Origin of the sequence: Kitasatospora sp. NPDC048722 (assembly GCF_040650235.1) — a bacterium.
Lineage (GTDB): Bacteria > Actinomycetota > Actinomycetes > Streptomycetales > Streptomycetaceae > Kitasatospora.
In genome coordinates this window covers 36152-57832 of sequence record NZ_JBEZGX010000055.1, presented here as the reverse complement: position 1 = coordinate 57832, position 21681 = coordinate 36152, and the positions used below count along the sequence as shown (strand labels likewise).

General features: G+C 75.1%; 24 protein-coding genes and 1 pseudogene. 12 read left to right on the top strand and 13 right to left on the bottom strand.

What is annotated here, in order from left to right; all coding sequences use genetic code 11:
• The 3 genes from AB0C76_RS31875 to AB0C76_RS31865 all read right to left on the bottom strand — a co-directional run.
• On the bottom strand, nt 1-250 hold a 250-nt coding region (locus AB0C76_RS31875; RefSeq protein ID WP_359972253.1), incomplete at its 3' end, for a hypothetical protein.
• Nucleotides 251-349: 99 nt separating this feature from the next.
• Complete coding sequence (locus AB0C76_RS31870; protein ID WP_359972252.1) at nt 350-733, bottom strand: hypothetical protein; 384 nt, start codon at nt 731-733, stop codon at nt 350-352.
• 1 nt (nt 734) lies between these two features.
• Nucleotides 735-920 carry a hypothetical protein gene (locus tag AB0C76_RS31865; RefSeq protein WP_359972250.1) on the bottom strand — a complete coding sequence of 62 codons (186 nt, stop codon included), beginning with the start codon at nt 918-920 and terminating at the stop codon, nt 735-737.
• A gap of 113 nt (nt 921-1033) precedes the next feature.
• On the opposite strand from AB0C76_RS31865, the gene AB0C76_RS31860 reads away from it, so the two are divergent.
• Both AB0C76_RS31860 and AB0C76_RS31855 read left to right on the top strand, forming a co-directional pair.
• Nucleotides 1034-2170, top strand: a complete 1137-nt coding sequence (locus tag AB0C76_RS31860; RefSeq protein ID WP_359972248.1) for a DUF6183 family protein — start codon at nt 1034-1036, stop codon at nt 2168-2170.
• Between the two features lie 131 nt (nt 2171-2301).
• Nucleotides 2302-3618: a PQQ-binding-like beta-propeller repeat protein gene (locus tag AB0C76_RS31855; protein ID WP_359972246.1), complete on the top strand. Its 1317-nt coding sequence runs from the start codon at nt 2302-2304 to the stop codon at nt 3616-3618.
• A gap of 15 nt (nt 3619-3633) precedes the next feature.
• Here the strand turns inward: AB0C76_RS31855 and AB0C76_RS31850 are convergent, their stop codons facing one another.
• Nucleotides 3634-6624 carry an acyltransferase domain-containing protein gene (locus tag AB0C76_RS31850; RefSeq protein ID WP_359972244.1) on the bottom strand — a complete coding sequence of 997 codons (2991 nt, stop codon included), beginning with the start codon at nt 6622-6624 and terminating at the stop codon, nt 3634-3636.
• A 215-nt stretch (nt 6625-6839) separates the two neighbouring features.
• Between AB0C76_RS31850 and AB0C76_RS31845 the strand changes: the two genes are divergently transcribed.
• Nucleotides 6840-7478: a TMEM175 family protein gene (locus AB0C76_RS31845; protein ID WP_359972243.1), complete on the top strand. Its 639-nt coding sequence runs from the start codon at nt 6840-6842 to the stop codon at nt 7476-7478.
• Here the strand turns inward: AB0C76_RS31845 and AB0C76_RS31840 are convergent.
• Nucleotides 7475-9325 carry a DUF1003 domain-containing protein gene (locus AB0C76_RS31840; protein ID WP_359972241.1) on the bottom strand — a complete coding sequence of 617 codons (1851 nt, stop codon included), beginning with the start codon at nt 9323-9325 and terminating at the stop codon, nt 7475-7477. The genes AB0C76_RS31845 and AB0C76_RS31840 overlap by 4 nt on opposite strands.
• 145 nt (nt 9326-9470) lie before the next feature.
• Between AB0C76_RS31840 and AB0C76_RS31835 the strand changes: the two genes are divergently transcribed.
• Nucleotides 9471-9830, top strand: coding sequence for a DUF4937 domain-containing protein (locus AB0C76_RS31835; protein WP_359972239.1), 360 nt, complete (start codon nt 9471-9473; stop codon nt 9828-9830).
• A gap of 227 nt (nt 9831-10057) precedes the next feature.
• Here the strand turns inward: AB0C76_RS31835 and AB0C76_RS31830 are convergent, their stop codons facing one another.
• Nucleotides 10058-10585 (bottom strand): NUDIX hydrolase family protein, encoded by a 528-nt coding sequence (locus tag AB0C76_RS31830; RefSeq protein ID WP_359972261.1) that lies wholly within the window; start codon nt 10583-10585, stop codon nt 10058-10060.
• A gap of 302 nt (nt 10586-10887) precedes the next feature.
• Here AB0C76_RS31830 and AB0C76_RS31825 point away from each other — a divergent pair, with 302 nt between their 5' ends.
• The 4 genes from AB0C76_RS31825 to AB0C76_RS31810 all read left to right on the top strand — a co-directional run bounded on the left by AB0C76_RS31825 (nt 10888) and on the right by AB0C76_RS31810 (nt 14131).
• Entirely contained in the window at nt 10888-11835 is a 948-nt protein-coding gene (locus AB0C76_RS31825; protein ID WP_359972238.1) for a hypothetical protein, read from the top strand.
• A gap of 92 nt (nt 11836-11927) precedes the next feature.
• Nucleotides 11928-12488: a GNAT family N-acetyltransferase gene (locus AB0C76_RS31820; RefSeq protein WP_359972236.1), complete on the top strand. Its 561-nt coding sequence runs from the start codon at nt 11928-11930 to the stop codon at nt 12486-12488.
• Nucleotides 12489-12620: 132 nt separating this feature from the next.
• On the top strand, nt 12621-13205 hold the full coding sequence (locus AB0C76_RS31815; protein ID WP_359972234.1) for an isochorismatase family protein: 585 nt from the start codon (nt 12621-12623) through the stop codon (nt 13203-13205).
• Nucleotides 13202-14131: a DJ-1/PfpI family protein gene (locus AB0C76_RS31810; protein ID WP_359972232.1), complete on the top strand. Its 930-nt coding sequence runs from the start codon at nt 13202-13204 to the stop codon at nt 14129-14131. The genes AB0C76_RS31815 and AB0C76_RS31810 overlap by 4 nt, the downstream gene beginning before the upstream one ends.
• Before the next feature lie 252 nt (nt 14132-14383).
• Here AB0C76_RS31810 and AB0C76_RS31805 read toward each other — a convergent pair whose 3' ends face one another.
• The 4 genes from AB0C76_RS31805 to AB0C76_RS31790 are packed head-to-tail and all read right to left on the bottom strand — an operon-like array spanning nt 14384 to nt 17064.
• On the bottom strand, nt 14384-14800 hold the full coding sequence (locus tag AB0C76_RS31805) for a lasso peptide biosynthesis B2 protein (RefSeq protein ID WP_359972230.1): 417 nt from the start codon (nt 14798-14800) through the stop codon (nt 14384-14386).
• 34 nt (nt 14801-14834) lie between these two features.
• Nucleotides 14835-15092, bottom strand: a complete 258-nt coding sequence (locus AB0C76_RS31800; protein ID WP_359972228.1) for a lasso peptide biosynthesis PqqD family chaperone — start codon at nt 15090-15092, stop codon at nt 14835-14837.
• Nucleotides 15093-15121: 29 nt separating this feature from the next.
• Nucleotides 15122-16939, bottom strand: coding sequence for an asparagine synthase-related protein (locus tag AB0C76_RS31795; RefSeq protein ID WP_359972227.1), 1818 nt, complete (start codon nt 16937-16939; stop codon nt 15122-15124).
• Between the two features lie 11 nt (nt 16940-16950).
• Nucleotides 16951-17064, bottom strand: a complete 114-nt coding sequence (locus AB0C76_RS31790; RefSeq protein ID WP_359972225.1) for a lasso RiPP family leader peptide-containing protein — start codon at nt 17062-17064, stop codon at nt 16951-16953.
• 535 nt (nt 17065-17599) lie between these two features.
• Between AB0C76_RS31790 and AB0C76_RS31785 the strand changes: the two genes are divergently transcribed.
• Nucleotides 17600-17845, top strand: a complete 246-nt coding sequence (locus tag AB0C76_RS31785) for a hypothetical protein (RefSeq protein WP_359972223.1) — start codon at nt 17600-17602, stop codon at nt 17843-17845.
• Here the strand turns inward: AB0C76_RS31785 and AB0C76_RS31780 are convergent.
• Nucleotides 17831-18067 (bottom strand): annotated as a pseudogene (locus AB0C76_RS31780) (RNA-guided endonuclease TnpB family protein); the annotation flags it as partial. The gene AB0C76_RS31785 and the pseudogene AB0C76_RS31780 sit on opposite strands and share 15 nt — an antisense overlap.
• Between AB0C76_RS31780 and AB0C76_RS31775 the strand changes: the two are divergent.
• On the top strand, nt 18051-18281 hold the full coding sequence (locus tag AB0C76_RS31775; RefSeq protein ID WP_359972221.1) for a hypothetical protein: 231 nt from the start codon (nt 18051-18053) through the stop codon (nt 18279-18281). The pseudogene AB0C76_RS31780 and the gene AB0C76_RS31775 overlap by 17 nt on opposite strands.
• 46 nt (nt 18282-18327) lie before the next feature.
• Here AB0C76_RS31775 and AB0C76_RS31770 read toward each other — a convergent pair whose 3' ends face one another.
• Together AB0C76_RS31770 and AB0C76_RS31765 are read right to left on the bottom strand one after the other, a co-directional pair.
• Nucleotides 18328-18714: a hypothetical protein gene (locus AB0C76_RS31770; RefSeq protein WP_359972219.1), complete on the bottom strand. Its 387-nt coding sequence runs from the start codon at nt 18712-18714 to the stop codon at nt 18328-18330.
• Nucleotides 18715-18817: 103 nt separating this feature from the next.
• Nucleotides 18818-20002: a TIGR03364 family FAD-dependent oxidoreductase gene (locus AB0C76_RS31765; RefSeq protein ID WP_359972217.1), complete on the bottom strand. Its 1185-nt coding sequence runs from the start codon at nt 20000-20002 to the stop codon at nt 18818-18820.
• Between the two features lie 163 nt (nt 20003-20165).
• Here AB0C76_RS31765 and AB0C76_RS31760 point away from each other — a divergent pair, with 163 nt between their 5' ends.
• Nucleotides 20166-20951, top strand: a complete 786-nt coding sequence (locus AB0C76_RS31760) for a GntR family transcriptional regulator (RefSeq protein ID WP_359972215.1) — start codon at nt 20166-20168, stop codon at nt 20949-20951.
• 6 nt (nt 20952-20957) lie between these two features.
• A complete protein-coding gene (locus AB0C76_RS31755; RefSeq protein WP_359972213.1) occupies nt 20958-21647 on the top strand; it encodes a phosphonatase-like hydrolase in 690 nt (229 codons plus the stop codon).
• Nucleotides 21648-21681 lie beyond the last annotated feature (34 nt).

The following is a 21681-nucleotide window of genomic DNA, read 5'->3' as shown; positions in this document are numbered from 1 at the left end:
GTCGTAGCTCACAGGGGCGGGGCTCAGTAGACGAAGGGGACGAGCCGCTTCGACTCCCGACGGCCGGCGCCCGCAGCTCGACGCGCCCGTACCGGAGGGCGGTGCGGTGCCCGTCGGTGTACTCCACCCGCAGCCGCCCGTCCGGCCGGACGTCGACGACCACGGCCCCCTCGACCGCACCGAACTCCGAGTCCCGGTACACCCACACACGATCCCCGACGCGGAACTCCACCGCCTCCGAGCTGATCACCGGACTCACCTTCCCGCTTCCCCGCCGCACCCGCCCCGCCACTGACCCATACGTCCCGCCGGGCCGTGGGACTCAACGCGTCAGCCGCAGGCCCGCGGGCTACAGCTCGTACGGGTACAGCCGGAGCGACGCGACCCGTACCGCCACGACGTCGCCGGGCGACACGTCCCAGCCGTCCACCGGCGGCTCCAGAAGGACGATGTCGTCGCCGAGCCGGAGGTCGACGACGGGGTCGTCCGCGTCGCCCGCCCCGAGGACGGTCCCGGTGAGCACGGCCCCGCTCGCCGGGGTTCCGGTGATCGCTCCCGGTCCGGCGATGGCCCTCGCCCAGGCGGCGATCGGCTCCTCCACGTCCAGTTCGACGTCGAGGAGTTGGCCGGGACCGGGCAGCGTTGGCCCGGCCCACTGGCCGTAGGCCCGGCCGAGGCCGCAGCGGAAGTCGACCCGGCCGCCGTCCAGGACGGTGACGATCTCGATCCGCACGTCAGCACCCCTCGCCGCAGAGGCCGAGGCCGAGGAGCCGCTCGAGGCCGAGGAGCCGCTCGAGGCCGAACTCGAAGCGCTCGTCGAAGCCGCAGTCGAGCAGGGCCGCGATCGTCGCGTCGGCGTGCCGCAGGGTGGCCGGGGCGGGCCTGGTGCGGGCGGAGGCGGGGGCCTGCTCCTTGGTCACTGACCCAGCCTACTGACAGCCAGTCATCGGTCACTGGCCAAGATCGTGGCGACCCCCGCTCCTGGGTCAGACCCCCGCCCGACCGCTCCCACCGGGGCGGTACGCTCGCCCGCGTGCGGAACACGATCGAACAGCTGGTCGACGGCCTCGCCGGCAACGTCATCATCGGGGGCGTCCTCGACCTCGCCGACGAGCACCTCCGGCTCGGCGACGCGGACTTCGTCGCGGAGCTCGCCGCGGCGGTCCACGCGCGCTACGGCGCGGGCGAGAAGGGCACCGAGCACCACTACCTCTTCTCCCTGCTCCTGTGGAGGCTCGCCACCACCCACCGTCGCGACGCCATCGCCCACGCCCTCCGGCTGGGCTTCGCCGACCTGTCGCCCACCAAGCAGCCCGAGCGCAGGGCCGCCGCCGTGCTCGCCGCCAACCAGTCCCCGCGCGACCTCGCCCAGGTCTTCGTGCCGGGCGAGGCCGCGCACGGGGACGCCCCCGACGAGCTGCGGGCCTGCCTCGTCCACGAGTTGGTGCTCCGCCGCGCCACGCCCCCGCCGGAGGCCGCCCACTGGGCGGCCAACTCGCCGTTCTGGCAGGGCCATCCGCTCGCCTGGCTGCCCTGGTCGCTCTCCCCGCTGGAGGGCACGCCGCGGCTGACCCGCTACTGGCTGGGCGGCGGAGGGAACGGCATCGCGTACGGCCTGCCCGAGGGGCGCGAGCTGCCGAACGACCCCGCGCCCGTCCCGGCGGTGCGCGCCAACGACCTCGACTTCGCCCTGACCACCGCCGTCGACCGCTGGGACGGGCGCCATAACGGCCGGGTCGAGGCCGGGATCCACGTCACCGACGCCCCCGTCGACGCCGACGCCCTCCACCCGATGCTGGCCTCGCTCCCGCTGGACTGCCTCGACGGCCTGACCGGCGCCCGGAACCTCGCCGTCGTCGCGACCACCCCCGCGGAGGCGTGGCGCCAGCTCTTCGCCGCGGCCTCCACCGGCGGCGGCGGCGAGGACACGTGGTGGTACGGCGCGCACGGCCGGCTCGCCGCCTGGCGGTCCCTGGCCGCCCTGGCCGGCGCCCCCGGCGACGCGACGGCCGCCGAGGTCGAACGGCGGGTCGCCACCTGCGCCTGGTACGGCTTCCGGGCCTGGACGGACTGGTTCAACTGCGACCTGTGGGACCTCGGCCTCGCGACCCTCTCTCCCGACCGCACCCGCCTCACCGTCCTCGCGGCCACCGACTACAACGGGGGCTGAGCCGTGCCCGCACCCGAACGGTCCGGCCGGCCGGGCCGGCTACCGACCGCCCGGCCGGGGGCGCCGACGACCGGGGGGAGGACCGGGCCGATACGTGACCGTCAGGTTCGAGGCGTTCCGGGGGGAAGCCGATGATCAACGATGCCGTCCCGCTGTCCGTCGACCACGACGCGGCGTCAGGGCTGTGGACCGTCACCGCGCCCAAGGACAGCCTCGGCCCGATCGCCGTCGCCGACGGGCAGGTGCTCGTCCCGTTCGACGGGCGGATGACCGCGTTCGACGCCCGCGACGGCGGGATGCTCTGGCGGAGCCCGCACCCGCTCGTCGGGATCGGGTTCCGGCTCGCGACGGCCTTCACCCCGACCGGGCAGCACGTCGTCGTGCCGAGCCGCAACCCGAGCCCGCACGGCACCGAGCCGATCGCCCTCACCTGCCTCCGCCGGACGGACGGCGCGCTCGCCTGGGTCCGGGACGCCGCCCCGCTCTCCGGCTACCTCGCGGACGACCGCACGCTCATCCTCTGGCAGAGCCACCCCGACGCGCCGCGCCACGTCACCGCCGTCGACCTCGTGGACGGCCACCGCCTGTGGCGGCACGACCACGTGGACTTCGGGAGCGTCCTGCTGACCCAGGGCCGGGTGATCGTCACCGTCGGGACCCAACGGCGGCACTACACCCGCGCCTACGACGCCCGCAGCGGCACACGGCTGTGGCGCACCACCATGAACCGCTACCCGGCCCGTCTGCACCTCGTCACCGCCGATCACCTGCCCGGGCCGGTCGTCTTCACCGCGCACCCGCGCAGGGACACCGTGCAGTGGTTCGACCCCGCCACCGGCACCGCGCTCGGCTCCCTCACCACGGAGTACCGCTCCACCCACTGGCACGGCGCCGGGACGGACGGCGGGGTGCCCTCGGCGGTCTGGGCCCAGGTCGACGAGCGCCGGGTGGCACACCTCCGGCCGCTCGGGGACGGACGGGTGCGGACCTTCCTCTCGCCCAGGCGCCCCCTGCGCGCCTCGGAGCCTCAGCTCGTCGAAGCGAACCGCAGGATCTACACGACCGTCCGGCTGGACGGGACGCACGACGACCCGGCCACGATCCGCGGGGAACGGATCGTCTCGGCCCGGCTCGGCGGCCTCGGCCGGCCCCCGTGGCTCACGGGGCTCCGCTGGCCGCTGAAGGTCCCGCGGCGCGAGCGCCGGAACTTCCACGCCCACCTCGTGCCGGCCCCCGGACTGCTCTACGCGCTGCTCATCCACCGCGCGGCGTGGGCCGTCGTCGCCGTCCGGGGCGGCCGGGTGCTCTGGCGGCGCGGCTCGCGGGCCGCACCGCCCGTCCCGCTCGGCGACCGGGTGCTCCTGCTCGACGGCTGCGGCGAGCACGACCACCTACGGCTGGTCGACGGCCGGACGGGCACCACGACGGGGCCCTGCCCACGCAAGTGAAGCCCGGCGGGCACGCTACTCGACGGACTCCGCCGGCCGGCACCGCAGCCGCCGGAACGGGTACGTCGGCAGGTCGACCCGCCGTGCGCCGGGCGGGAGCATCGGCGTCCAGTCCACCGGGACGCCCCGGACGAACGCCTCCGCGAGCGAGCGGGCGAACCGCTCCCGGCCGCCCTCGCCGCGCGCCAACGTGCCGCACACCACGGACATCCCGGCGGCCACGCCCGCGTCGGCCAGCGTCGCCCCGATCGCCGTCGTCATCACCGGGTGCGCGCTGACCTCCACGAACCCGGTGAGCCCCTGGGCCGCCAGCGCGCGCACGGCCGGGTCGAGCAGCACCGGTTCGCGCAGGTTGCGGTACCAGTACCCGGCGTCGACCGGACCGGCCACCCACGCCCCGTCGACGGTCGAGAACCACGGCACCGTCGGCGTCAACGCCCGCACTTCGCCGAGGAGTCGGAAGAGGTCGCGCTCGACCCCCGCCACCTGCGCGGTGTGCGACGCGTAGTCGACCGGGACCATCCGCACGTCGATGCCGCGCCCCACCAGCTCGGCGTGGAAGGCGCCGAGCGCCGCGCTCTCCCCGCCCACCACGGTGCGCTCCGGCCCGTTGACCGCGCCGATCTCGACGCCGTCCCCGCACGCGCGGATCCAGTCCCGTACCCGGCCTTCGGGCAGCGGCACGGACACCATGCCGCCCCGGCCGGCCAACCGGTCGGCGATGGCGCGGCTGCGCAGCGCGACCGTCCGGGCGGCGTCCTCCAGCGACAGCGCGCCCGCGACGCAGGCCGCCGCGATCTCGCCCTGCGAGTGGCCCAGTACGGCCGCCGGGCGGACGCCGTACGCCTCCCACAGCGCTGCGAGCGAGACCATCACCGCGAACGTCAACGGCTGGGCGACGTCCACGCGCTCCACCGGCGGGGCGCCGCCGACACCGTGCACGACGTCCACGAGCGACCAGTCCACGTGCGGGGCCAGCGCCCGCCCGCACTGCGCCATGCGCTCCGCGAACACCGGCTCGTCGTGCCACAACTCCCGTCCCATGCCCGCCCATTGGCTACCCTGACCGGGGAAGACGAAGACCAGGCCGCCGTCCGGGCGACCCGGGGCCACGACGCCGGTGACGAGACCGGGCGCCGCGCCGCCCTCGGCCAGCGCCCGCAGCGCCGCGCGGACGGCGTCCGCGTCGGCCGCCGCCACGACGGCCCGGTGCTCGAACAGGGCCCGTCCGGCGAGCACCGACAGCGCCGCGTCCTGCGGGCGCACGCCGCCGTCCAGCGCATCGGCCAGCCGCCCGGCCTGCGCCGCCAGGGCATCCGGCGTCCGCGCGGACACCACGAGCGGGGCGAAGCCTGCCGACTCGGCTGCCGCGTGGAACTCCTGCGGCACCTGCTCCAGGATCACGTGCGCGCCGGCGACGAGGTCCGGGAGGCCGTCCCGAACCGCCCGTCGCGGGACGGCCCGGGGCGCGGCCGCCAGCAGCCGCCGCAGGGCGGCCGGGTCCGCCGTCCCGGCGCCGGTGCGCGGGATCGCGTCGACGAGGTGCAGCCGGACCGGGAGCGCGTGCGGCGCGAGGCGCCCGGCGCCGAACTCCCGCACCGCGTCGAGCGTCGGGGCGCTCCCCGGCTCCGCCACGGCCACCAGGGCGACGGCCTCGCCCCGTCCGTCGTGCGGCGCGCCGACGGCGGCGAGCTCCCGCAGGCCGGGGCAGCCGGTGAGCGCGCGCTCGACCTCGGCCGGGTGGACGGTCCTGCCGTCCCGGACGAGCGCGTTCGCCAGCCGGTCGACCAGGTACAGGCAGCCGTCGGCGTCCAGCCGGCCGAGGTCCCCGGTGCGGAACCAGCCGTCGCCGTCCCGCAACGCCGCCTCGCCGCGCCAGTAGCCCGGCGAGACGTGCTTCCCGCTCACCCACACCTCGCCTGGCTCGTCCGGCCCCGACACGTCCGTGCCCGAGTCCGGGTCGACGATCCGCAGCCGGGTGAACGGCATCGGGCGGCCCGCCGAGCCCGCCTTCGCGACGGTGAGCTCCGGCGGCAGGTACGAAGCGAAGGACGCCGTCTCCGTGAGCCCCCACGCCTGTTGCAGCATCACCCCGCGCGCCGCGTAGTCGAGCACCAGCCGCGCGGGCACCGGGGCGCCCGCCACGACGGCGCCCCGAAGCGCGGACAGGTCGGCGTCGGCGAAGCCGGGCAGGCGGGCGAGGGCCGCGAACACCGACGGCGCGGCGAAGAACGTGTTGACCCTCAGCTCGACGAGGTCGCGCAGGGTCCGCTCCGGGTCGAAGCGGCGCCGGACGACGGTGGTGCCGCCGTGGCCGAGGCTGCGCAGGGTGAAGCCGGCGAGCCCGCCGACGCGGGACAGCGGGGTGACGACCAGGTTGACGTCCTCCTCGCGCGTGACCATCGCCGCGTCGACGTTGGCACCGCTCCACCAGATGTTGCCGTGGGTGATCCGGACGGCCTTCGGACGGCCCGTGGTGCCCGAGGTGTGGAGCAGGACGGCGAGGTCGTCGGCGTCCAGCGGCGCCGGTTCGCGCGGCGGCTGCGGGGCGGCGGCGAGCGCGGCGGCGAGCGGCGTCCAGTGCGGGCCGGGCGCGCCCGTCGGGGGTGCGGCGGGGTCGTCGTCGATGAGCAGCAGGCGCGTTCCCGGCGCGGGGTCGACCAGTGGCGCGTGCCCCGGCTCGGCGACCACGGTGTGCGCCTCGCAGTCCCGCAGCACCTCCCCGGTCTCCACCGCGCCGAGCCGGTGGTCCAGCGGGACGAAGACGGCGCCCAGCCAGCCGCAGGCCAGGTAGGTGGTGAGCAGCGTCGGGCTGTTGAGCCCGAGGTAGGCGACCTGCCGCCCGGCCGTCACCCCGCCCGCGGCGAGCACCTCGGCGAGGCGGCCCGCGCGGTCCAGCAGCTCCGGATAGCCGATCGCGGATTCCTCGTAGTGCAGGGCGGGGCCGCCGAGGGGGCGGCCGGCCGCTCGGCGCAACGCGTCGATCGGGGTGATCTCCAGGTGCATGGCTCGTCCTCCTGTGGTGCGGGGCGCGGTCGGGCGCACGCACCGTGGTCGGGTGTGCGATCTCTATCAGATGTGACTCACCGTGACCACCGCCACCGGAAAAGTATGCAGAGCGGGAAAAGGTACGAAGAGCGTGCACCTCGCTCCGCCGCATCGCGCCGGGCGCCACGGCGTTGCGCCGCCGGGTGTCGGCGTCCGGCTGGGATCCTCGCCCGGTGGAGACGGTGGGGCCGGCGCGGCCGGTGGCGACGACGGACACGGGCCGGGTCGAGGCGTTCAGCGACGGGGTGTTCGCGATCGCGATCACGCTGCTGATCCTGGAGATCAAGGTCCCGCAGGGCGACGACGCGGCCGAGCTGTGGCGGGCGCTCGGCGCGCAGTGGCCGTCCTACTTCGCGTACGCGGTGAGCTTCCTGGTGATCGGCGTCATCTGGGTCAACCACCACACGCTGTTCGTGCACCTGGCCCGGGTGGACCGCACGCTGGTGTTCGTCAACCTGCTCCTGCTCATGCTGGTCTCGGCGCTGCCGTTCCCGACCGCACTGGTCGCGCAGAACCTGCGCAACGGCTCGGCCGCGAACGTCGCCGCAGCCGTGTACGGCGGGGTGATGGTCGGGCACGCCGTGCTGTTCTCGCTGTTCTGGAACCACGCGACGCGCATCGGCCACTGCTTCGACGAGAGCGTCGACATCGCGGCGGCCCGGGCCGCCCGGTGGCGGTTCGAGGTGGGCGTGGTCGTCTACCCGCTCACCGTCGGCCTGGCGTTCCTGTCCGCCCCCGCGGCCCTCGCCGTCCACGGACTGCTGGCCGTCTACTACGCGTTCAACCAGGTCAAGGTGCCGACGCGGGCTTAGGACTTCCGTTTCCGCCGCACCAGCGACACCGGCGGCTGCGGCCGGTCGAGTTCGGTGGCCGCACGCACGGCCTCCATCGCCCGCACCTCGGTGGGGACCCGGGGCCGCGCGCCGAGGCCGAAGAAGCCGCCCTCGCTGTTGGCGTCGGCGACGACCGCGGCGATCTCCAGCAGGAACTCCCGGAACCCGTCGACCTCCTCGGGGGCGACCCTCGCGACGATCCCGGTCGCCTCGTGGATCACCGCCAGCGCGGGCCGCTCGTAGTCGGCGTAGCGCGTCGCGGGCCGGAGCCCGGTGTCGAAGGTCGACGACGCGGCCAGCTCCCGCACGAAGCGGCGCGGGTGGGTCACGCCGGCCTCGCGCAGCAGCTTGACCAGCGCGATGATCTCCTCCGCGTCGGCGACGCCCTCGGCGAGCGCCACCAGCACGCCGGAGGCCATCAGGGACCGGCCCAGCGTCGCCCACTCCTCGGGCGTGAAGTCCGACTCGCCCGGCCCGACGGCGCCGTGACCGGTGCGCAGCACCTGGAAGCCGACGTCGGCGAGGACGGCGGGCAGGCGGCGCACCGACGCGACCGTCCGCGCCCGGGTGTTCGGGGACAGCTCCGCCCACGGCACCTGCTCCGCGTCCCGGCCGTCCCACCGGCCGTCCCACCGGCCGTCCCCCCGGCCGTCCCGCTGGCCCGGCAGCGCGCCCGGGCCGAGGACGGCGGGCGCGCTCAGCCCGTGCTCGTGCTCCAGCCGGGCGAGGACCTCCGCCTCCGCCTCGGTGAAGTCGACGGGCGGCGGGCCGTCGGCGCCCGGCGGGTGCTCGGAGGTCGGCACCATCAGGCAGCCGACGGCGGCCAGCCGGTCGCCGAGCCGCCGCGCCTGGCGGCGGTTGGCCTGCCGGAGCTCCTCCGGCAGTTCGTCCCAGGGCAGCAGGCCCGGTCGGCTGCCGGGCTCCCGGCCGTCCTCGACGGCGGCCTCCAGGCGGCTCTGGTGGATGGCCCGTGCCAGGTGCTTGGTGACCTGGGCGCTGGTGTAGTCGGCGAGGCTGTCGATGACGCGGTCCTGCGCCTCCAGGCGCGCCTTCATCCGGCGGCACTCGTGCAGGACGGCCTCGGCGTCCAGCAGCGTCTGCTCGGCGCGGCGGTCGCCGGCCCGGCCGATGACGTCCTGTCCGACCATGATGACGATCATGAAGACCAGCTGGGCGAGGGTGGACAGGAAGCTCATGAAGGCGAACGGGTAGGGATCGAAGTCCTGGAGGCCGGACTCGGCCATCCCGATCCACACCACCTGGGTGCCCGCGGCGACGTAGAACGCCCACATGCTGCCCAGCCGTCCGGTCAGCCACGCGGCGATCCGCCCGTTGACCGTGGTCGCCTGGTCGATCGCCTGCGGCGGGTGCTGCACGCGGTGGCGCTCGATCCAGGGGTGGCGGCTGGTCTCCAGCAGGCTGACGCCGCGCCCGAGCGCGAGGTCGTGGCGGTCCAGGTGCGCCTGGAGGTCGGCGACCCGCTCGAAGATCGCCTCGGCACTCTCGTAGGTCTGCACCGCCCGCCGGTCCGCCGCCATGCCGAGCACCCGCTGGCCGACCAGGATCACCAGGCAGAGCACCAGTTGGACGACGTTGTCGAGGAACAGCAGGAACGCGAACGGGTACGGGTCGAGGGTGTGCAGCGGCCCCCACGTCGCGAGCGCCATCCATCCGCCGACGATCGCCAGCGTCACGTACAGCGCGGGCATCGAGCCCACCACTCGGGTCAGCGCGGCCGCGAACGCCCCGTTGAAGCCGACCTGTTCGTACGCCATCGCCACCGGCTGCTGCCGCGGCGCCTCCGGCCCCGCACCGACCGCACTCACGTCCACTCCTCACGCAGATCGCCGAGGACGCACTGAACCGCTTTCCGGACGCTCTGTCAACGTCCTTTCTACGGAACGTGATTCCGTGTCGGCCCGGCCCCCCGGAGGCTGGCGCCGGTCCGGCCCGAACGCCGATGACGGCGCCGTGTGGATCAAGTGGATCAACTGCCGCGTACTGCCCGGCGGACGGGCGGACTTCGCAAAAGCGCAGTGTCGGTGGACGGCGATCGCGGACCAGCCGGGGCCGGTCGGGCAGGTCGGGGGCTGGGAGCCCGGCGGCGAAGGGGCGCACGTGCTCGGCGTCTGGGCCGACGAGGAGGCCTGCACCGCCTTCATGGAGGTCGCCCGCGGCACCGCCCTGCGCGTCGCCGACTGCCACCTCCACCCCGGCCGCGCGGAGCACTTCCTCGCCGCCCTGCGCTCGACCTGCGGCCCGGCGCCGGCCGCGGCCGGTGGCATGCTCGCGGGCACGGTCGCCCGCCCCCCGAACGCCACCTCGTCGTGACGCTCCGGTCCGATCCGGACGCCCACCGGCGGTACGCGGACGGCGACTTGGTCGACCCCCGGGTGCCCGGGTCGACCGGACCGCCGACGTCCAGGAGCCGACCGAACCGGTCCTGCCGGTCGAGTCCGGCCGGCAGGCCCTGCCCCGCGTCTGGTCCTGATGCCCCGGCTCCGCCTGCCTCACGAGCCCGGCAGCGCGTTCCACCCGCGGAAAGCTCGGTTCCGCCGTCAGGCCAGGCAACCGACGTGCGCCAGCGCCCGCTTGAGCAGCACCCCCTGACCGCCCGGCATGTCCTGCTGCACCAGCGGCGACGCGGCCTCCGCCGGGCTGAACCAGACCAGGTCGAGCGCGTCCTGCCGCGGCCGGCAGTCACCGGAGACGGGAACGATGTAGGCGAGCGAAACGGCGTGCTGGCGGGGGTCGTGGAACTCGGTGATGCCGAGCGTCGGGAAGTACTCGGCGACGGTGAACGGCTGCAGCGAGGCCGGGATCCGCGGCAGCGCCACCGGTCCGAGGTCCTTCTCCAGGTGCCGCAGCAGCGCGTCGCGGATCCGCTCGTGGTGCAGCACGCGCCCGGACACCAGTGTGCGGCTGACCGTCCCGTCCGGCCCGATCCGCAGCAGCAGCCCGATCTGCGTGACCTCCCCGGACTCGTCGACCCGCACCGGCACGGCCTCGACGTACAGGATCGGCATCTGCGCCCGGGTCGTTTCGAGCTCCTCGGGCGCGAGCCAGCCCGGCGTGGTTTCCGTGATGTCAGACATTGCTTGATCGTACGATCCCCGGGCGGCGGGACGACGGCTGCCCCGCCCGGAGATGACCGACCGTCACCGGTCGTGCAGCGCGGGCGGCCCGCCCGAGCGCCGTCCAAACCCGCCCGACGGCTAGAACCGCACGAGAGTTTGGCATAGGCACGGCAAAGCCTTGGCGTCGCCGCATCCGCACGTCTGGACGGACGCCGCCCGAACTGGTGAGGTGTCGGGGCTCCATCCGAACGCCCTTCCACACGCAGGCAGTTCGCCCCTCCCCCCACACCCTGACATCCGGGAGCAGACGCATGCGCACAACCTTCAAGGCCGCCGCCCACACCCTCGCGGCGCTGGCCCTGGCGGCCTTCGGGACCACTTCGCTGGCCACCGGCGCCCAGGCGGCGCAACCCGCCACCGCCGCCGCCCACTTCGGCCTCAAACCGCTCGACCCCGCCGCGGCCGCCTCGCCGCGCGCGGTCACGGCCGCGTCCGACACCCTGTCGGTCGGGTCCAGCGCGAGCCAGGGCGTGGTCTCCCCCACGCCCAAGGTCTACCTGGTCTTCTGGGGCACCCAGTGGTCGTCCGACCCCGCCGGGGTGGCGACCGACATGCAGAACATGTTCAAGGGCCTCTACGGCGCCAAGGACACCTGGGGCACCATCCTCGACCAGTACTGCGAGGGCGTCCCCAAGGGCACGGTGACCTGCGGCACCAAGGGCATCCACGTCAACCACCCGACCACCTCGCCGTTGGCCGGGGTCTGGTTCGACAAGTCCGCCGCCGCGCCGGCCAGCGCGACGGCCGCGCAGATCGCCGCCGAGGCCGGCAAGGCCGCCGCGCACTTCGGCAACACCACCCAGGCGCCGAACCTCAACGCCCAGTACGTCGTGCTCTCCCCCACCGGAACGCACCCGGACGGCTTCCCCAACTCCGGCTTCTGCGCCTGGCACGACTTCACCTCCACGTCGTACGGCAAGCTCGCCTACACCAACCTGCCGTACATCCCGGACAACGGCGCGGGCGCCTGCACGACCTTCACCGACGGCCGCCTGCTCTCGGGCATCGAGTCCACCGAGACCCACGAGTACGCCGAGACCGTCACCGACTTCTGGCCCAGCATCGGCTGGAACGGCGGCGGCGGCGAGATCGGCGACGCGTGCGTCCAGCTCGACGCGTACGTGACGCTGAGCACCGGCACCTTCGACCTCCAGGGCCTGTGGTCGAACAGCGCCAACAAGTGCGTGACGCACGGCTGACACCCCCACCCCCTCGCCACGGCCCTCCCGGACCGCACCCGCGCCCCGCAATCGGGGTGCGCGGCCCGGGAGGGCCGTGGCATCCTCCGGAGATGAACCTGCCCGAACCGGTGATCGACCTGAACGACGGCCTGATGCTGCGCACCTTCCGCGGCCAGGCCGACCTCCCCGAACTCTTCCGCGTCATCGAGGAGTCCCTGGAGCACCTGCGCCCGTTCATGCCGTGGGTGGCCGGGCACAGCCTGGAGTCCACCACCGACTTCCTGGCCCGCCGCGAGGAGCAGTGGGCGAACGCCAACCACACCTACGCGATCGTGCAGGACGGGTCCATCGTCGGCGCCTGCTCGCTGTTCCGGCGCGAGGGCCTCCCGGACGAGGGGCGCGAGATCGGCTACTGGCTGCACCCGGCCGCGACCGGCCGCGGCATCGCCACCCGGGCCGCGCGCGCCCTGGTCGACCAGGCGTTCCGGCTGCCCGGCGTCGAGTACGTCGAGGTCTGCCACGACCCGGCCAACGCGGCCAGCGGCGCGATCCCGGCCCGGCTCGGCTTCACCGAGCACCGCCGCCTGCCCGCCGAACGCGTCGCCCCGGCCGAGACCGGCGAGGACCTGTTCTGGCGCCTGACCCGTCCGGAGCGGCCCGGCGGCGCGTGACGCGTGACGCGTGACGCGTGACGCGTGACGCGTGACGCGTGACGCGTGACGCGTGACGCGTGACCGGATCGTTCCGCATCGGGGCCCGATGGTGTCTACGCCCGGGCCCCCGCCGGGCACCATGATCGAGGCATGAAGAACGCACTCCTCGTCATCGACGTCCAGGAATCCTTCCGGCAGCGCGAGAACTGGGCCGCCGTGTCCAACCCCGCGATCGTCGAGCGGGTCAACGAGCTCGTCGAGCACGCCCGTGGCCGCGGCGACCTCGTCGTCTGGGTCCTGCACTCCGAGCCCGGCAGCGGCACGGTCTTCGACCCGGCCCGCGGCTTCGTCCGCCTCATCGAGGGCCTGGCGCCCGCCGAGGGCGAGCCCGTCGTCACCAAGACCTCGCACAACGCGTTCACCACGACCAACCTCCAGCAGGTGCTCACCCAGCACGGCGTCGGCGGCGTCGTCGTCAGCGGCATCCGCACCGAGCAGTGCTGCGAGACCACCACGCGGGTCGCCAGCGACCTCGGCTACGAGGTCGTCTTCGTCACCGACGCCACCGCCACCCACCCGATCGAGCACCGCGACGCCCCCGCCGGGCGCAGCCTCGCCGAGGTCCTCGCCGACCCGCGCACCCTCTCCACGGACGACATCATCGCCCGCACCGAGTACGCTCTCGCCGGCCGCTTCGCCACCGTCACCACCGTGAAGGAGCTGACCGGATCGTGACCCGCGTCGTCTTCCTGCTCGTCCCGCACGTGCACCTGCTGGACCTCGCCGGGCCGGCCCAGGTGTTCTCCACCGCGGCCGACCACGGCCTCGGCTACGAGAGCGCGTACGTGGCCGAGCAGGAGGACGTCCCGACGGCGCAGGGCGTCGCACTGCGGGCCGCCACCGCGTGGCCGGAGCTGGCGCCCGAGGACCTCCTGCTGGTCCCCGGCTGGCGGTCGGTCACGCTGCGGCAGAACGGCGCGCTGGGCGCGGCCACGCTGGAGCGGCTGGCCGCGCACCACGCCGCCGGCGGGACGGTGGCCAGCGTGTGCGCCGGCGCCGACGCGCTCGGCCGCGCCGGGCTGTTGGACGGCCGGCGCTGCACCACCCACCACGACCTCCAGGAGGAGCTCGCCCAGCGCTACCGGCGGGCGAGCGTGGTGCGCGACGTGCTCTACGTCGTCGACGACCGGGTCGTCACGTCGGCCGGCATCGCCAGCGGCATCGACCTCGCGCTGCACCTCGTGGCCGTGCGCAACGGTCCGGCGGCGGCCGCCCGGATCGCCCGCGAGATGGTCGTCTACGCCCGGCGCAACGGCGACGAGCGTCAGGCGAGCGCGATGCTGCGGCACCGCGGCCACCTCGTCGACGCCGTCCACCGCGCCCAGGACCTCATCGACGCCCGCTTCGACACCCGGCTCGGCCTCACCGACCTCGCCGCCGCGTCGGGCGTCAGCGAACGCACCCTCACCCGGCACTTCACCGAGGCCACCGGCCTCACCCCGCTGCGCTACCAGCAGGAGCTGCGCGTCGAGCGCGCGGAACACCTCATCGCCCACGGCGCGACCGCCGAGACGGCCGCCCGCGCGGTCGGCTTCCAGGACGCCCGGATGCTCCGCCGCCTGCGCGCCCGCACCGGCCCGGGTGCCGGTGCGGGCGCCTGAGAGCCCGGGTCACGCTCCGGCGGCGGCCACGATCCGTTCCTTGACGGCCCGCATCCGGACGACTCAGGTCGCTGGTGCGCTCGGAGGCCCAGGTGCGGACCAGGCCCGCCTCGTCGGGGTGCATGGTGAACCTGAAGACGCAGGCCGGGGGCGGTGCAGCTCGACACGGACCCGCCACACCCACCTGCCCGGAGGCCGCCCCACCACCAGGTGGGACGGCCTCCGGGCAGGTCAACAGAGAGGGATCGTAGGTCAGTTCTGCGGCGCCACCGTCATCATCGGGTGGAAGTGGGCGAGTTCGGCGGGCTCGTCCACCGGCACACCCTCGGCCTCGATCCAGGCGTGCGCGCGGAACGGCTCGGTGCGCACGCCCGTGCGCCAGGTCGGCCAGGTGCCCCGGGCGCGGCACAACAGGGCGGCGGCGATGGACCGTTGCAGGCAGCCCTGGCCCGCGCAGCGCATGCTGAGGGCGACCACGGCCTGCCGGGCGGCCAGCGCCTCGTCGGCGGTGGCCGGGCGGGCGCCGCCGCGCAGCCGCAGCAGGAGGCGACGGATCCGGGCCGGCGGCATCCGCTCGATCAGCCGGGCCGCCCCGATCGCCGCGAGCGCCGCCGGCCGTCGGCGCCAGGGCGGCCGGCCGGCCCGCGAGGCGTGGGTGTGCAGGCTCATGCGCGCCTCCCGACGGCGAGCTCGCTCCGCTCGCTCATCCTGTGACCAACCCGGCGGTGCGCAGGCTGTCCCGCAGCGTGTCGATGTCGGTGTGGACCTGGGCGGCGGTGACGGGGTAGCGCTCGCTGAGGTCGGTGGCGATCTCCTCCGCGGTCCGCCCGTCGAGCAGGGACCGCAGGATGTGCAGCCCGGTGCGGTTCAGCTGGAAGTAGCGGCCGGAGCGCTCGTCCAGCACGACGGCGCCGCTCCCGGTCGGGGTGAGGGTCACATCGGGGCTCAACTCCACTGCCATGCCGACTCCTTGATGGATCTGACGACGGGTCAGGGAACGGAAACGCGGGCCGACTCGTGCGCGCGCAGCCAGTGCTCGCACGCGAGCGTGGCGTCGAGCGCCGCGTACGACGTGCCGGGCGGGTAGAGCCCGAGGCACGCCCGGCGCAGGGCCTCCGGATGGACGAGGCCGGCGCGGGCGAGCGCGCTGTCCTCGGCGAGGGCGGCGAGTTCGGGGCGGTGGCGGGCGAGGCCCCGGTGGGCGTCGGGGCTGAAGTCGCCCTTGCCGGTGCGGCGCAGCAGCTCCTCCGGGACGTCGGGGGCGACGGCCGCGGTGAGCAGCGGCTTGTAGCCGAACGGCGTTCCGCGCAGGGCGGGTTCGGCGGCCAGGCAGGCGTCGAGCACCTGGTCGTCCAGGAACGGAACGGTGTACGGTGTGCCCTCGGCCGCGGTGACCTCGATCAGCTGCCGCATGGCGGAGGCGCTGTGGCGGACCATGTACAGCACCTGGTGCTGAGCGTGTTCGGGCGCGAGCGGTACGGCGTCGGCGGCGGGGACGGCCCTCAGCTGCTCGCGCACGAGGTCGGCGGCCTGCGGCGTGATCCAGGGCGCGAGCCGTACTTCCGGTCCCCAGCCGAGGAGTTGGGTGGTCGGCGGCCCGGGGTGGGTGAGCCGGTCGGCGGCGTGGGCGAGCCATGCCGGGTACGGGCGGGGGTCGGCGAGGGCGCGCAGCGCCGCCGGCAGGCCCCAGCGCAGCCGGGCCCGGTGACCGCGCAAGTGCCTTGCGGCGGTGGCGGGTCGGCGGGCGGCCAGGAGGCGCAGGTAGGAGGGCAGCGCCTGGAGGACCTCGTCGCCGCCCTCCCCGCTGATCCGGGTCCGGGCGCCGCGCGCGGCGAGCAGCCGGGCGACGGCCTCGTCGCGGGCCCTGGTTCGGGTCCAGGGGAACGGCTCGTCGCCCTGCGGCCCGGGGGCGTCGACGGCGGCGAACATCGCGGGCAGGCCGTCGGGTGGCAGGACGAGCCGCTCGCCGGGGAGGTGGCGGGCGGCGCGGTCGGCCCACGCGGCGTCGTCGTGGTGCGGGTCGGTCGAGCCGAGGGTGACGGTGAGCAGTTCGGCGGGCCCGCGGGCGGCGAGGAAGCACAGCGGGGTGGAGTCGAGCCCGCCGGACAGGTCGGCGGCGACGAGGCCGCCGGCGCGCGTGCGGGCGGCGACGGCGCGGCGCAGCGCGTCACCGAGCGCGGTCGCGGCTTTCTCCTGCGGCCGGTCCGGGGCGGGCGGCTGCCAGTGGGCGAGCGTGCGGGCGGCGAGGTCGGGGGCGAGCAACGCCGCGTGGTGCGGGGGCACGGGGGTGACGCCGGGCCACAGGGGCAGCCCGTCGAGTGGGTGCGGCAACGGGTGGGCGAGCCGCAGGGCGAGTCGGTCGAGGGAGGGCGTGCTGCGGGTCAGCGCCGCGAGGGTGTCGGCCCGGTCGGCCAGGACGGGCACCCCGTCGACTTCGGCGAGGTGCAGCCGGCGCAGCCCGGACAGCGAGCCGCGGGCGACGACCGTACCGCGCACGGTGGCGACGAGGTGGAAGCTGCCCGCGAGCTCCCGTGCGAGGGCGAGCACGTCGTAGGGGTCGCGGATCCGCCCGGCACTGCGGAGCAGCCCGTCCTCGTCGGTGTCGGCGGTGCCGAACACGGCCAGGCCCACCGGCCCGGCCTGCGCGACCAGCGGTTCCTCGCCGGCCGGCCACGCGCCGATGATCCAGGGGCGTCCGCCGGGGTGGAGCAGGGCACGGCGCTCGGCCGTGCCCCGCCCCGCGGCCACCGGGGACGCGGCTTCGCTGTCCGGCAGGACCACGAACCAGGTCCGCCGGTGACCGCTCACTGGACGGCCCCTCAGATGAGGAAGAAGCCGTGGCCGTCGACGAGGTCGCCGATCAGAAAGCCCTGGGTGAGGGCGGCGAACTCGCCGAGCTCGATCAGCATCGGGGTCTCGTAGACATCGGACATGACGGTTTCCTCTCGTTCAACTTCACGGGGACTTGGACGGGAGTGCTTGCCGGCGGTGACCACTCTTCCGGTCCGGCCCGGCCCCGGGCAACCGGTTCCGTCCCCTTCGACCGAAATGTGGTCACGGTGGGTGATGATTCGGTTTCTCAGGAACGTTTCCGCGCTGGGACGCCTGTGAGCGCACGTGCCAGGGGACTATTCGTCGGGCCCCATCCGTCCCGGCACTGACGAGCCTCCGCACACGGACCGTGGACGTGCCCCTGCTCCCGTTCCCGGCCGCGACCCCTGTTCCACGGCGGGATTCGGCCGTGCCGGAGCGAACGGGGGCGCGGAACCCGCGCACCACCCGACGCACCTCCTCCGGCGCACGCACGGTCGGTACGGCCCGACGGTCCCCGGTCACGACCGCCGACCCCGCGTCAGCAACGCATCAGGGCGGCGCCAGCAAGGCGTCAAGCCCGGGTCGCGGGCCCCTGCGGCGGTGCGAGGCTGTCCCGTACCTGCAGGTCCGCAGGTCGTTCCGGAGGTGATCCGCATGTCCGTCATCGCTGCGTTCCACTCCGCGGTCCCCGCCGCCGGCCGACGGGGGCGCGGGCTGCGCGCCGCGCTCGCCGCGGCGGTCGAGCGCCTGGCCGCGAGCCCGCTCGACAGCACCGTCCTGCAAGCCATGGGCAAGGAGCCCGCGTCGGCGCGGCGGGCCGCATTGCGCGCCCAGTGGCACCCCGTCACCACGGCCGAGGGGACGACCCGCCTCGAAGCCGCCTGGCGCCCCGCGCGCTGACCGGGCGCGCCGGCCCCGACACTCCGGATCGAACGCCCGGATCTCCTCGGGCTGCGCCGGCTGATCCCCGTATCGGACAGTCGACTTCGACGGATGCCGGTAGGCGTCACAGCGTTCCCGCAACGCCCCGTCGTACAGCGAGCAGTGGTCCCGCAGCGTCTCGGACAGCGCCTGCTGTTGCCTCACGGCAGGCCGCAGCAGGAACGTGTGCGCACGGATCACCCGGCCCACTGACAACACGGCGAGCCACGCGCTCCGCACCACCGGCACGATCGCCACCGTGCCGGCCGACATCCGCACCGGCAGCCCGGGTCGGCGGAACGCCACGGCCCCGGTGACGCCCGGCGACAGCTACACCCTGACGCTCGCCGACCAGGGAGACGGGGCCGCCGGCGACCCCGTGTACACCTCCTTCGACGACGTCACGGTCTCCTGACGCCACCGTGCGGGGCCCGCGTCGCCGGGCCCCGCACCCGCGCGCGTCACGGCCAGCCGGGCGGCCGCGACGTCTCGGTGGCCCTGGCCGCGACGATCGACTCGCAGGCCCGCCGGACCTCCGTCGCGACCCAGCCGGACGGCAGCGGCCCCTGTGCCCGCAGCGCGGCCGCCTGCCGCTGGAGCTCCCGGAGCGCGCTGCCCTGGGCGTTGGAGAGACCCATCTCCTGGTAGTCGCCCAGGTCCTTGCCCCCGTCAACGGCCATCTGGAGCCAGGGCGTGATGCTCAGGACGCAGTCCTGCAACGGGCCACCGGGGGGCGTCGTCGGCACGTCGGACGGCGGCGGCGCCGGCGCCGCGCTCGGCCCCCCGCACGCCACCACCGCGGCCAGCCCCGCCAGTTCGACCATCACGACCGCGAACCATCTCCGCATGCCCGCATTGTGACGCCGGCCCCCGGGCCGCACCAGGGATCGAGCAGGACCAAAATTGCTCCGCAGGACCGGTCCCGACAAGTCCCGCGGCGCGGGCGCCGGGTCAGCGCGTGACGGCGAGCGCGCCGTCGAAGGTGGCGGCGGCGAGGCCGAAGGAGAGCGTCATGCCGATGCCCGAGGTGACGGACAGCACCCGCACGCCCGGCGCGAGGTCGCGCACCAGCAGCGGGCCGCGGTCGCTGCTGGCGTAGACGCCCTGCCAGCGCTCCAGGATCCGCAGCCGCTCGACCCCGAGGACGCCGGCGACCGCGCCGGTCAGCAGCTCGAAGGTGCGCTCGTCGATGAACGGCGGCGTCGTGGTGTCGTAGTGGTGCGAGTCGCCGACGAGCACCGAGCCGTCGGGCAGCCGCGTGAACATCACGTTGGCGCCGATCCCCAGCAGCTCCGGGCTGTGGCCGACGACCTCCTCGCGAAGCCGGGCCGCGGACGGCTGGGCGGTGAACGCGTCGTAGCGCAGCATCGAGGTGGCGGTCAGCACCGCCGAGTCGGTGCGGAACCCCTCCGGGGCGACGGCCCTCGCCATGGTCAGCCGGCAGCGCCGGACCTCGTGCTCCTCGGCGAGGTCGGGGAACAGGTAGTCCACGTCGTGGCCGACGCACACCAGGATCCGCTCGCCGTGGACCGGGCCGCGCGTGGTGTGCACCGTGCCGGACTCGACTCCGGTGACGGCGGTGCCCCACAGGATGCGGGCGCCCGGCTGCCGCTCGATCCAGCGGGCGAGCGCGGGCGTCGCCTCGCGCGGGTTGACCCGCAGGTCGTCGGGCAGGAACGCGCCGCCCACGAGGTCCCCGGCCGCGTCGGACGCCCGCCCGAGCGCCTGCGCCGTCTCGGCGGCGGTGCGCAGCACGACGCCCCGCCCGCCGCGCTCGGCGTGCAGTTCCTCCAGCACGGCCGCCTCGGTGGCCGAGCGGGCGACCACGAGGGCGCCGGCCTCGGCGGCCCAGAACCCGGCGGCCCGGGCTGCGCGCAGCCAGCCGGCCCGGGAGCGCCGGGCGAGGCCGAGCAGGTCGCCCTCCTGGGCACTGATGCAGCAGTGGCCGAAGTTGCGGACCGAGGCCCCGACGGGCTGCCGGTCGCGCTCGACGACGGTGACGGACAGCCCGTTGGCGAGCGCCTCGAAGGCGTGGGCGAGGCCGACGATGCCGGCGCCGACGATCACGAGGTCGCTGTGCCCGGGCGCGAGCGAGCGGGTGACGGCGGGGGCGGTGGCGGGTGCAGTGCTGCTCATGGCTCCAGGTTCCGGGTCCGTCGGCGCGCACGTCAAGAGATGTCTGTACAAGTTACCGTCTGTTCACCTGCTCGACGACCACCGGAACAGCAAGGCCGTCCGAGGAAACCACCAGGTGGAACGGGCCTTGAGAAGCCACACCCGGAAGTGTCATAGTCAGCTTGTGAAGACAAGTGACCGTCCGCTGGACCGCGTTCCCGAGGACGTCCCGCTGCACCAGCGGCTCGGCGTCGAGTTCCGGCGCCGCATCGACTCCGGCGAGTGGCCCGAGGGCCGCCCGGTGCCCAGCGAGTCGCAGCTCTGCACCGAGTTCGGCACCTCCCGGGGCCCGGTCCGCCAGGCCCTGGCACTGCTGCGCCGCGAGGGCAGCCTGGTCGGCGGCCGCGGCAAGCCGCCGGTCGCCCGCCGCGCGGCCCCCTCCCAGCCGTTCGCCACCTTCCTGTCGTTCACCCAGTGGGCCCGCGGCATCGGCCGCGAGCCCGGGCAGGCGACGATCGAGGTGGCCCGCCGCCGGGCCTCCCCCGACTCGGCGGCCCGGCTCGGCATCGCGGAGGGCGCGCCGGTCGTCGAACTCGTCCGGCTGCGACTGCTGGACGGCGTCCCGGCCATGCTGGAACGCTCGACCTTCGTCCACGAGGTCGGCCGCGCCCTGTTCGACTTCGACCCGGACACCGGCTCCGTCTACGAGGAGCTGCTGCGCCGCGAGGTCGACCTGCACCACGCCCGGCACACCATCGACGCGGTCGCGGCCTCCCCCGAGGACGCCGAGCACCTGGACGTCGCCGTCGGCGACCCGCTGCTGCGCGTGCGCCGGCTGACCACGTCGAGCCGGGGCGAGCCGCTGGAGGACGCCGACGACCGCTACCTCCCCGCCATGGCCACCTTCACCGTCGAGAACACCGTCGAAGGCCGCACCACCATCGGCCGCTACCGCACCGAAGAGGACTGATTCACCGTGATCGAGCTCGCCGCCCTGGACATGGCCGGCACCACCGTCAACGAGTCGGGCGCCGTGTACCGGGCGCTGCGCACCGCCGTCGAGCGCACCGGCGTGCCGGTCTCCGACGAGGACCTGCAGACGTGGATGGGCACCGACAAGCGCGAGGCCATCGCCGCCCTGGTCCGCCTCGGCGGCGGCACCCCCACGCCGGAGCTCGTCGAGGACGGCTACGAGGCCTTCGCCGCGTTCCTGCGCGATGCCTACCGGGCCACGCCGCCGCAGGCCATCGAGGGCGTCGAGGACGCGCTGGCCGAGCTGCGCCGCCGCGGCATCAAGGTCGCCCTCACCACCGGCTTCAGCGCCGACGTGGCCTACCCGCTGCTGGAGTCGCTCGGCTGGTCCACCGGCGAGGGCGGCAACCTGGACGCCGTCGTCACCTCGGACGAGGTCCCGCGCGGCCGCCCGGCCCCGCACATGATCCACCGGGCGATGGAGAAGACCGGCGTCATCGACACCCGCCGCGTCCTGGCCGCCGGCGACACCATCGTCGACGTCGAGGCGGGCACCAACGCCGGGGCCGGGGTCGTCGTCGGGGTCCTCACCGGCGAGCTCCCGCGCGCCGCCTTCGCCGGCCACCCGCACGCCCGCGTCCTCGCCAGCGCCGCCGAACTGCCGACCCTCCCGGAGACGCTCCCCGCCGCCTGACGCCGCGCCAAGGGCCGTTCGCACACACCCCCTC

What these genes read in the sequence shown, in the direction of transcription:
- AB0C76_RS31855 (WP_359972246.1), top strand. Translation starts at nt 2,302, where the DNA reads ATGATCAACGATGCCGTCCCGCTGTCCGTCGACCACGACGCGGCGTCA.
- AB0C76_RS31850 (WP_359972244.1), bottom strand. Translation starts at nt 6,624, where the DNA reads ATGCACCTGGAGATCACCCCGATCGACGCGTTGCGCCGAGCGGCCGGC.
- AB0C76_RS31825 (WP_359972238.1), top strand. Translation starts at nt 10,888, where the DNA reads ATGCGCACAACCTTCAAGGCCGCCGCCCACACCCTCGCGGCGCTGGCC.
- AB0C76_RS31820 (WP_359972236.1), top strand. Translation starts at nt 11,928, where the DNA reads ATGAACCTGCCCGAACCGGTGATCGACCTGAACGACGGCCTGATGCTG.
- AB0C76_RS31815 (WP_359972234.1), top strand. Translation starts at nt 12,621, where the DNA reads ATGAAGAACGCACTCCTCGTCATCGACGTCCAGGAATCCTTCCGGCAG.
- AB0C76_RS31805 (WP_359972230.1), bottom strand. Translation starts at nt 14,800, where the DNA reads ATGAGCCTGCACACCCACGCCTCGCGGGCCGGCCGGCCGCCCTGGCGC.
- AB0C76_RS31800 (WP_359972228.1), bottom strand. Translation starts at nt 15,092, where the DNA reads ATGGCAGTGGAGTTGAGCCCCGATGTGACCCTCACCCCGACCGGGAGC.
- AB0C76_RS31790 (WP_359972225.1), bottom strand. Translation starts at nt 17,064, where the DNA reads ATGTCCGATGTCTACGAGACCCCGATGCTGATCGAGCTCGGCGAGTTC.
- AB0C76_RS31785 (WP_359972223.1), top strand. Translation starts at nt 17,600, where the DNA reads ATGTCCGTCATCGCTGCGTTCCACTCCGCGGTCCCCGCCGCCGGCCGA.
- AB0C76_RS31770 (WP_359972219.1), bottom strand. Translation starts at nt 18,714, where the DNA reads ATGCGGAGATGGTTCGCGGTCGTGATGGTCGAACTGGCGGGGCTGGCC.
- AB0C76_RS31765 (WP_359972217.1), bottom strand. Translation starts at nt 20,002, where the DNA reads ATGAGCAGCACTGCACCCGCCACCGCCCCCGCCGTCACCCGCTCGCTC.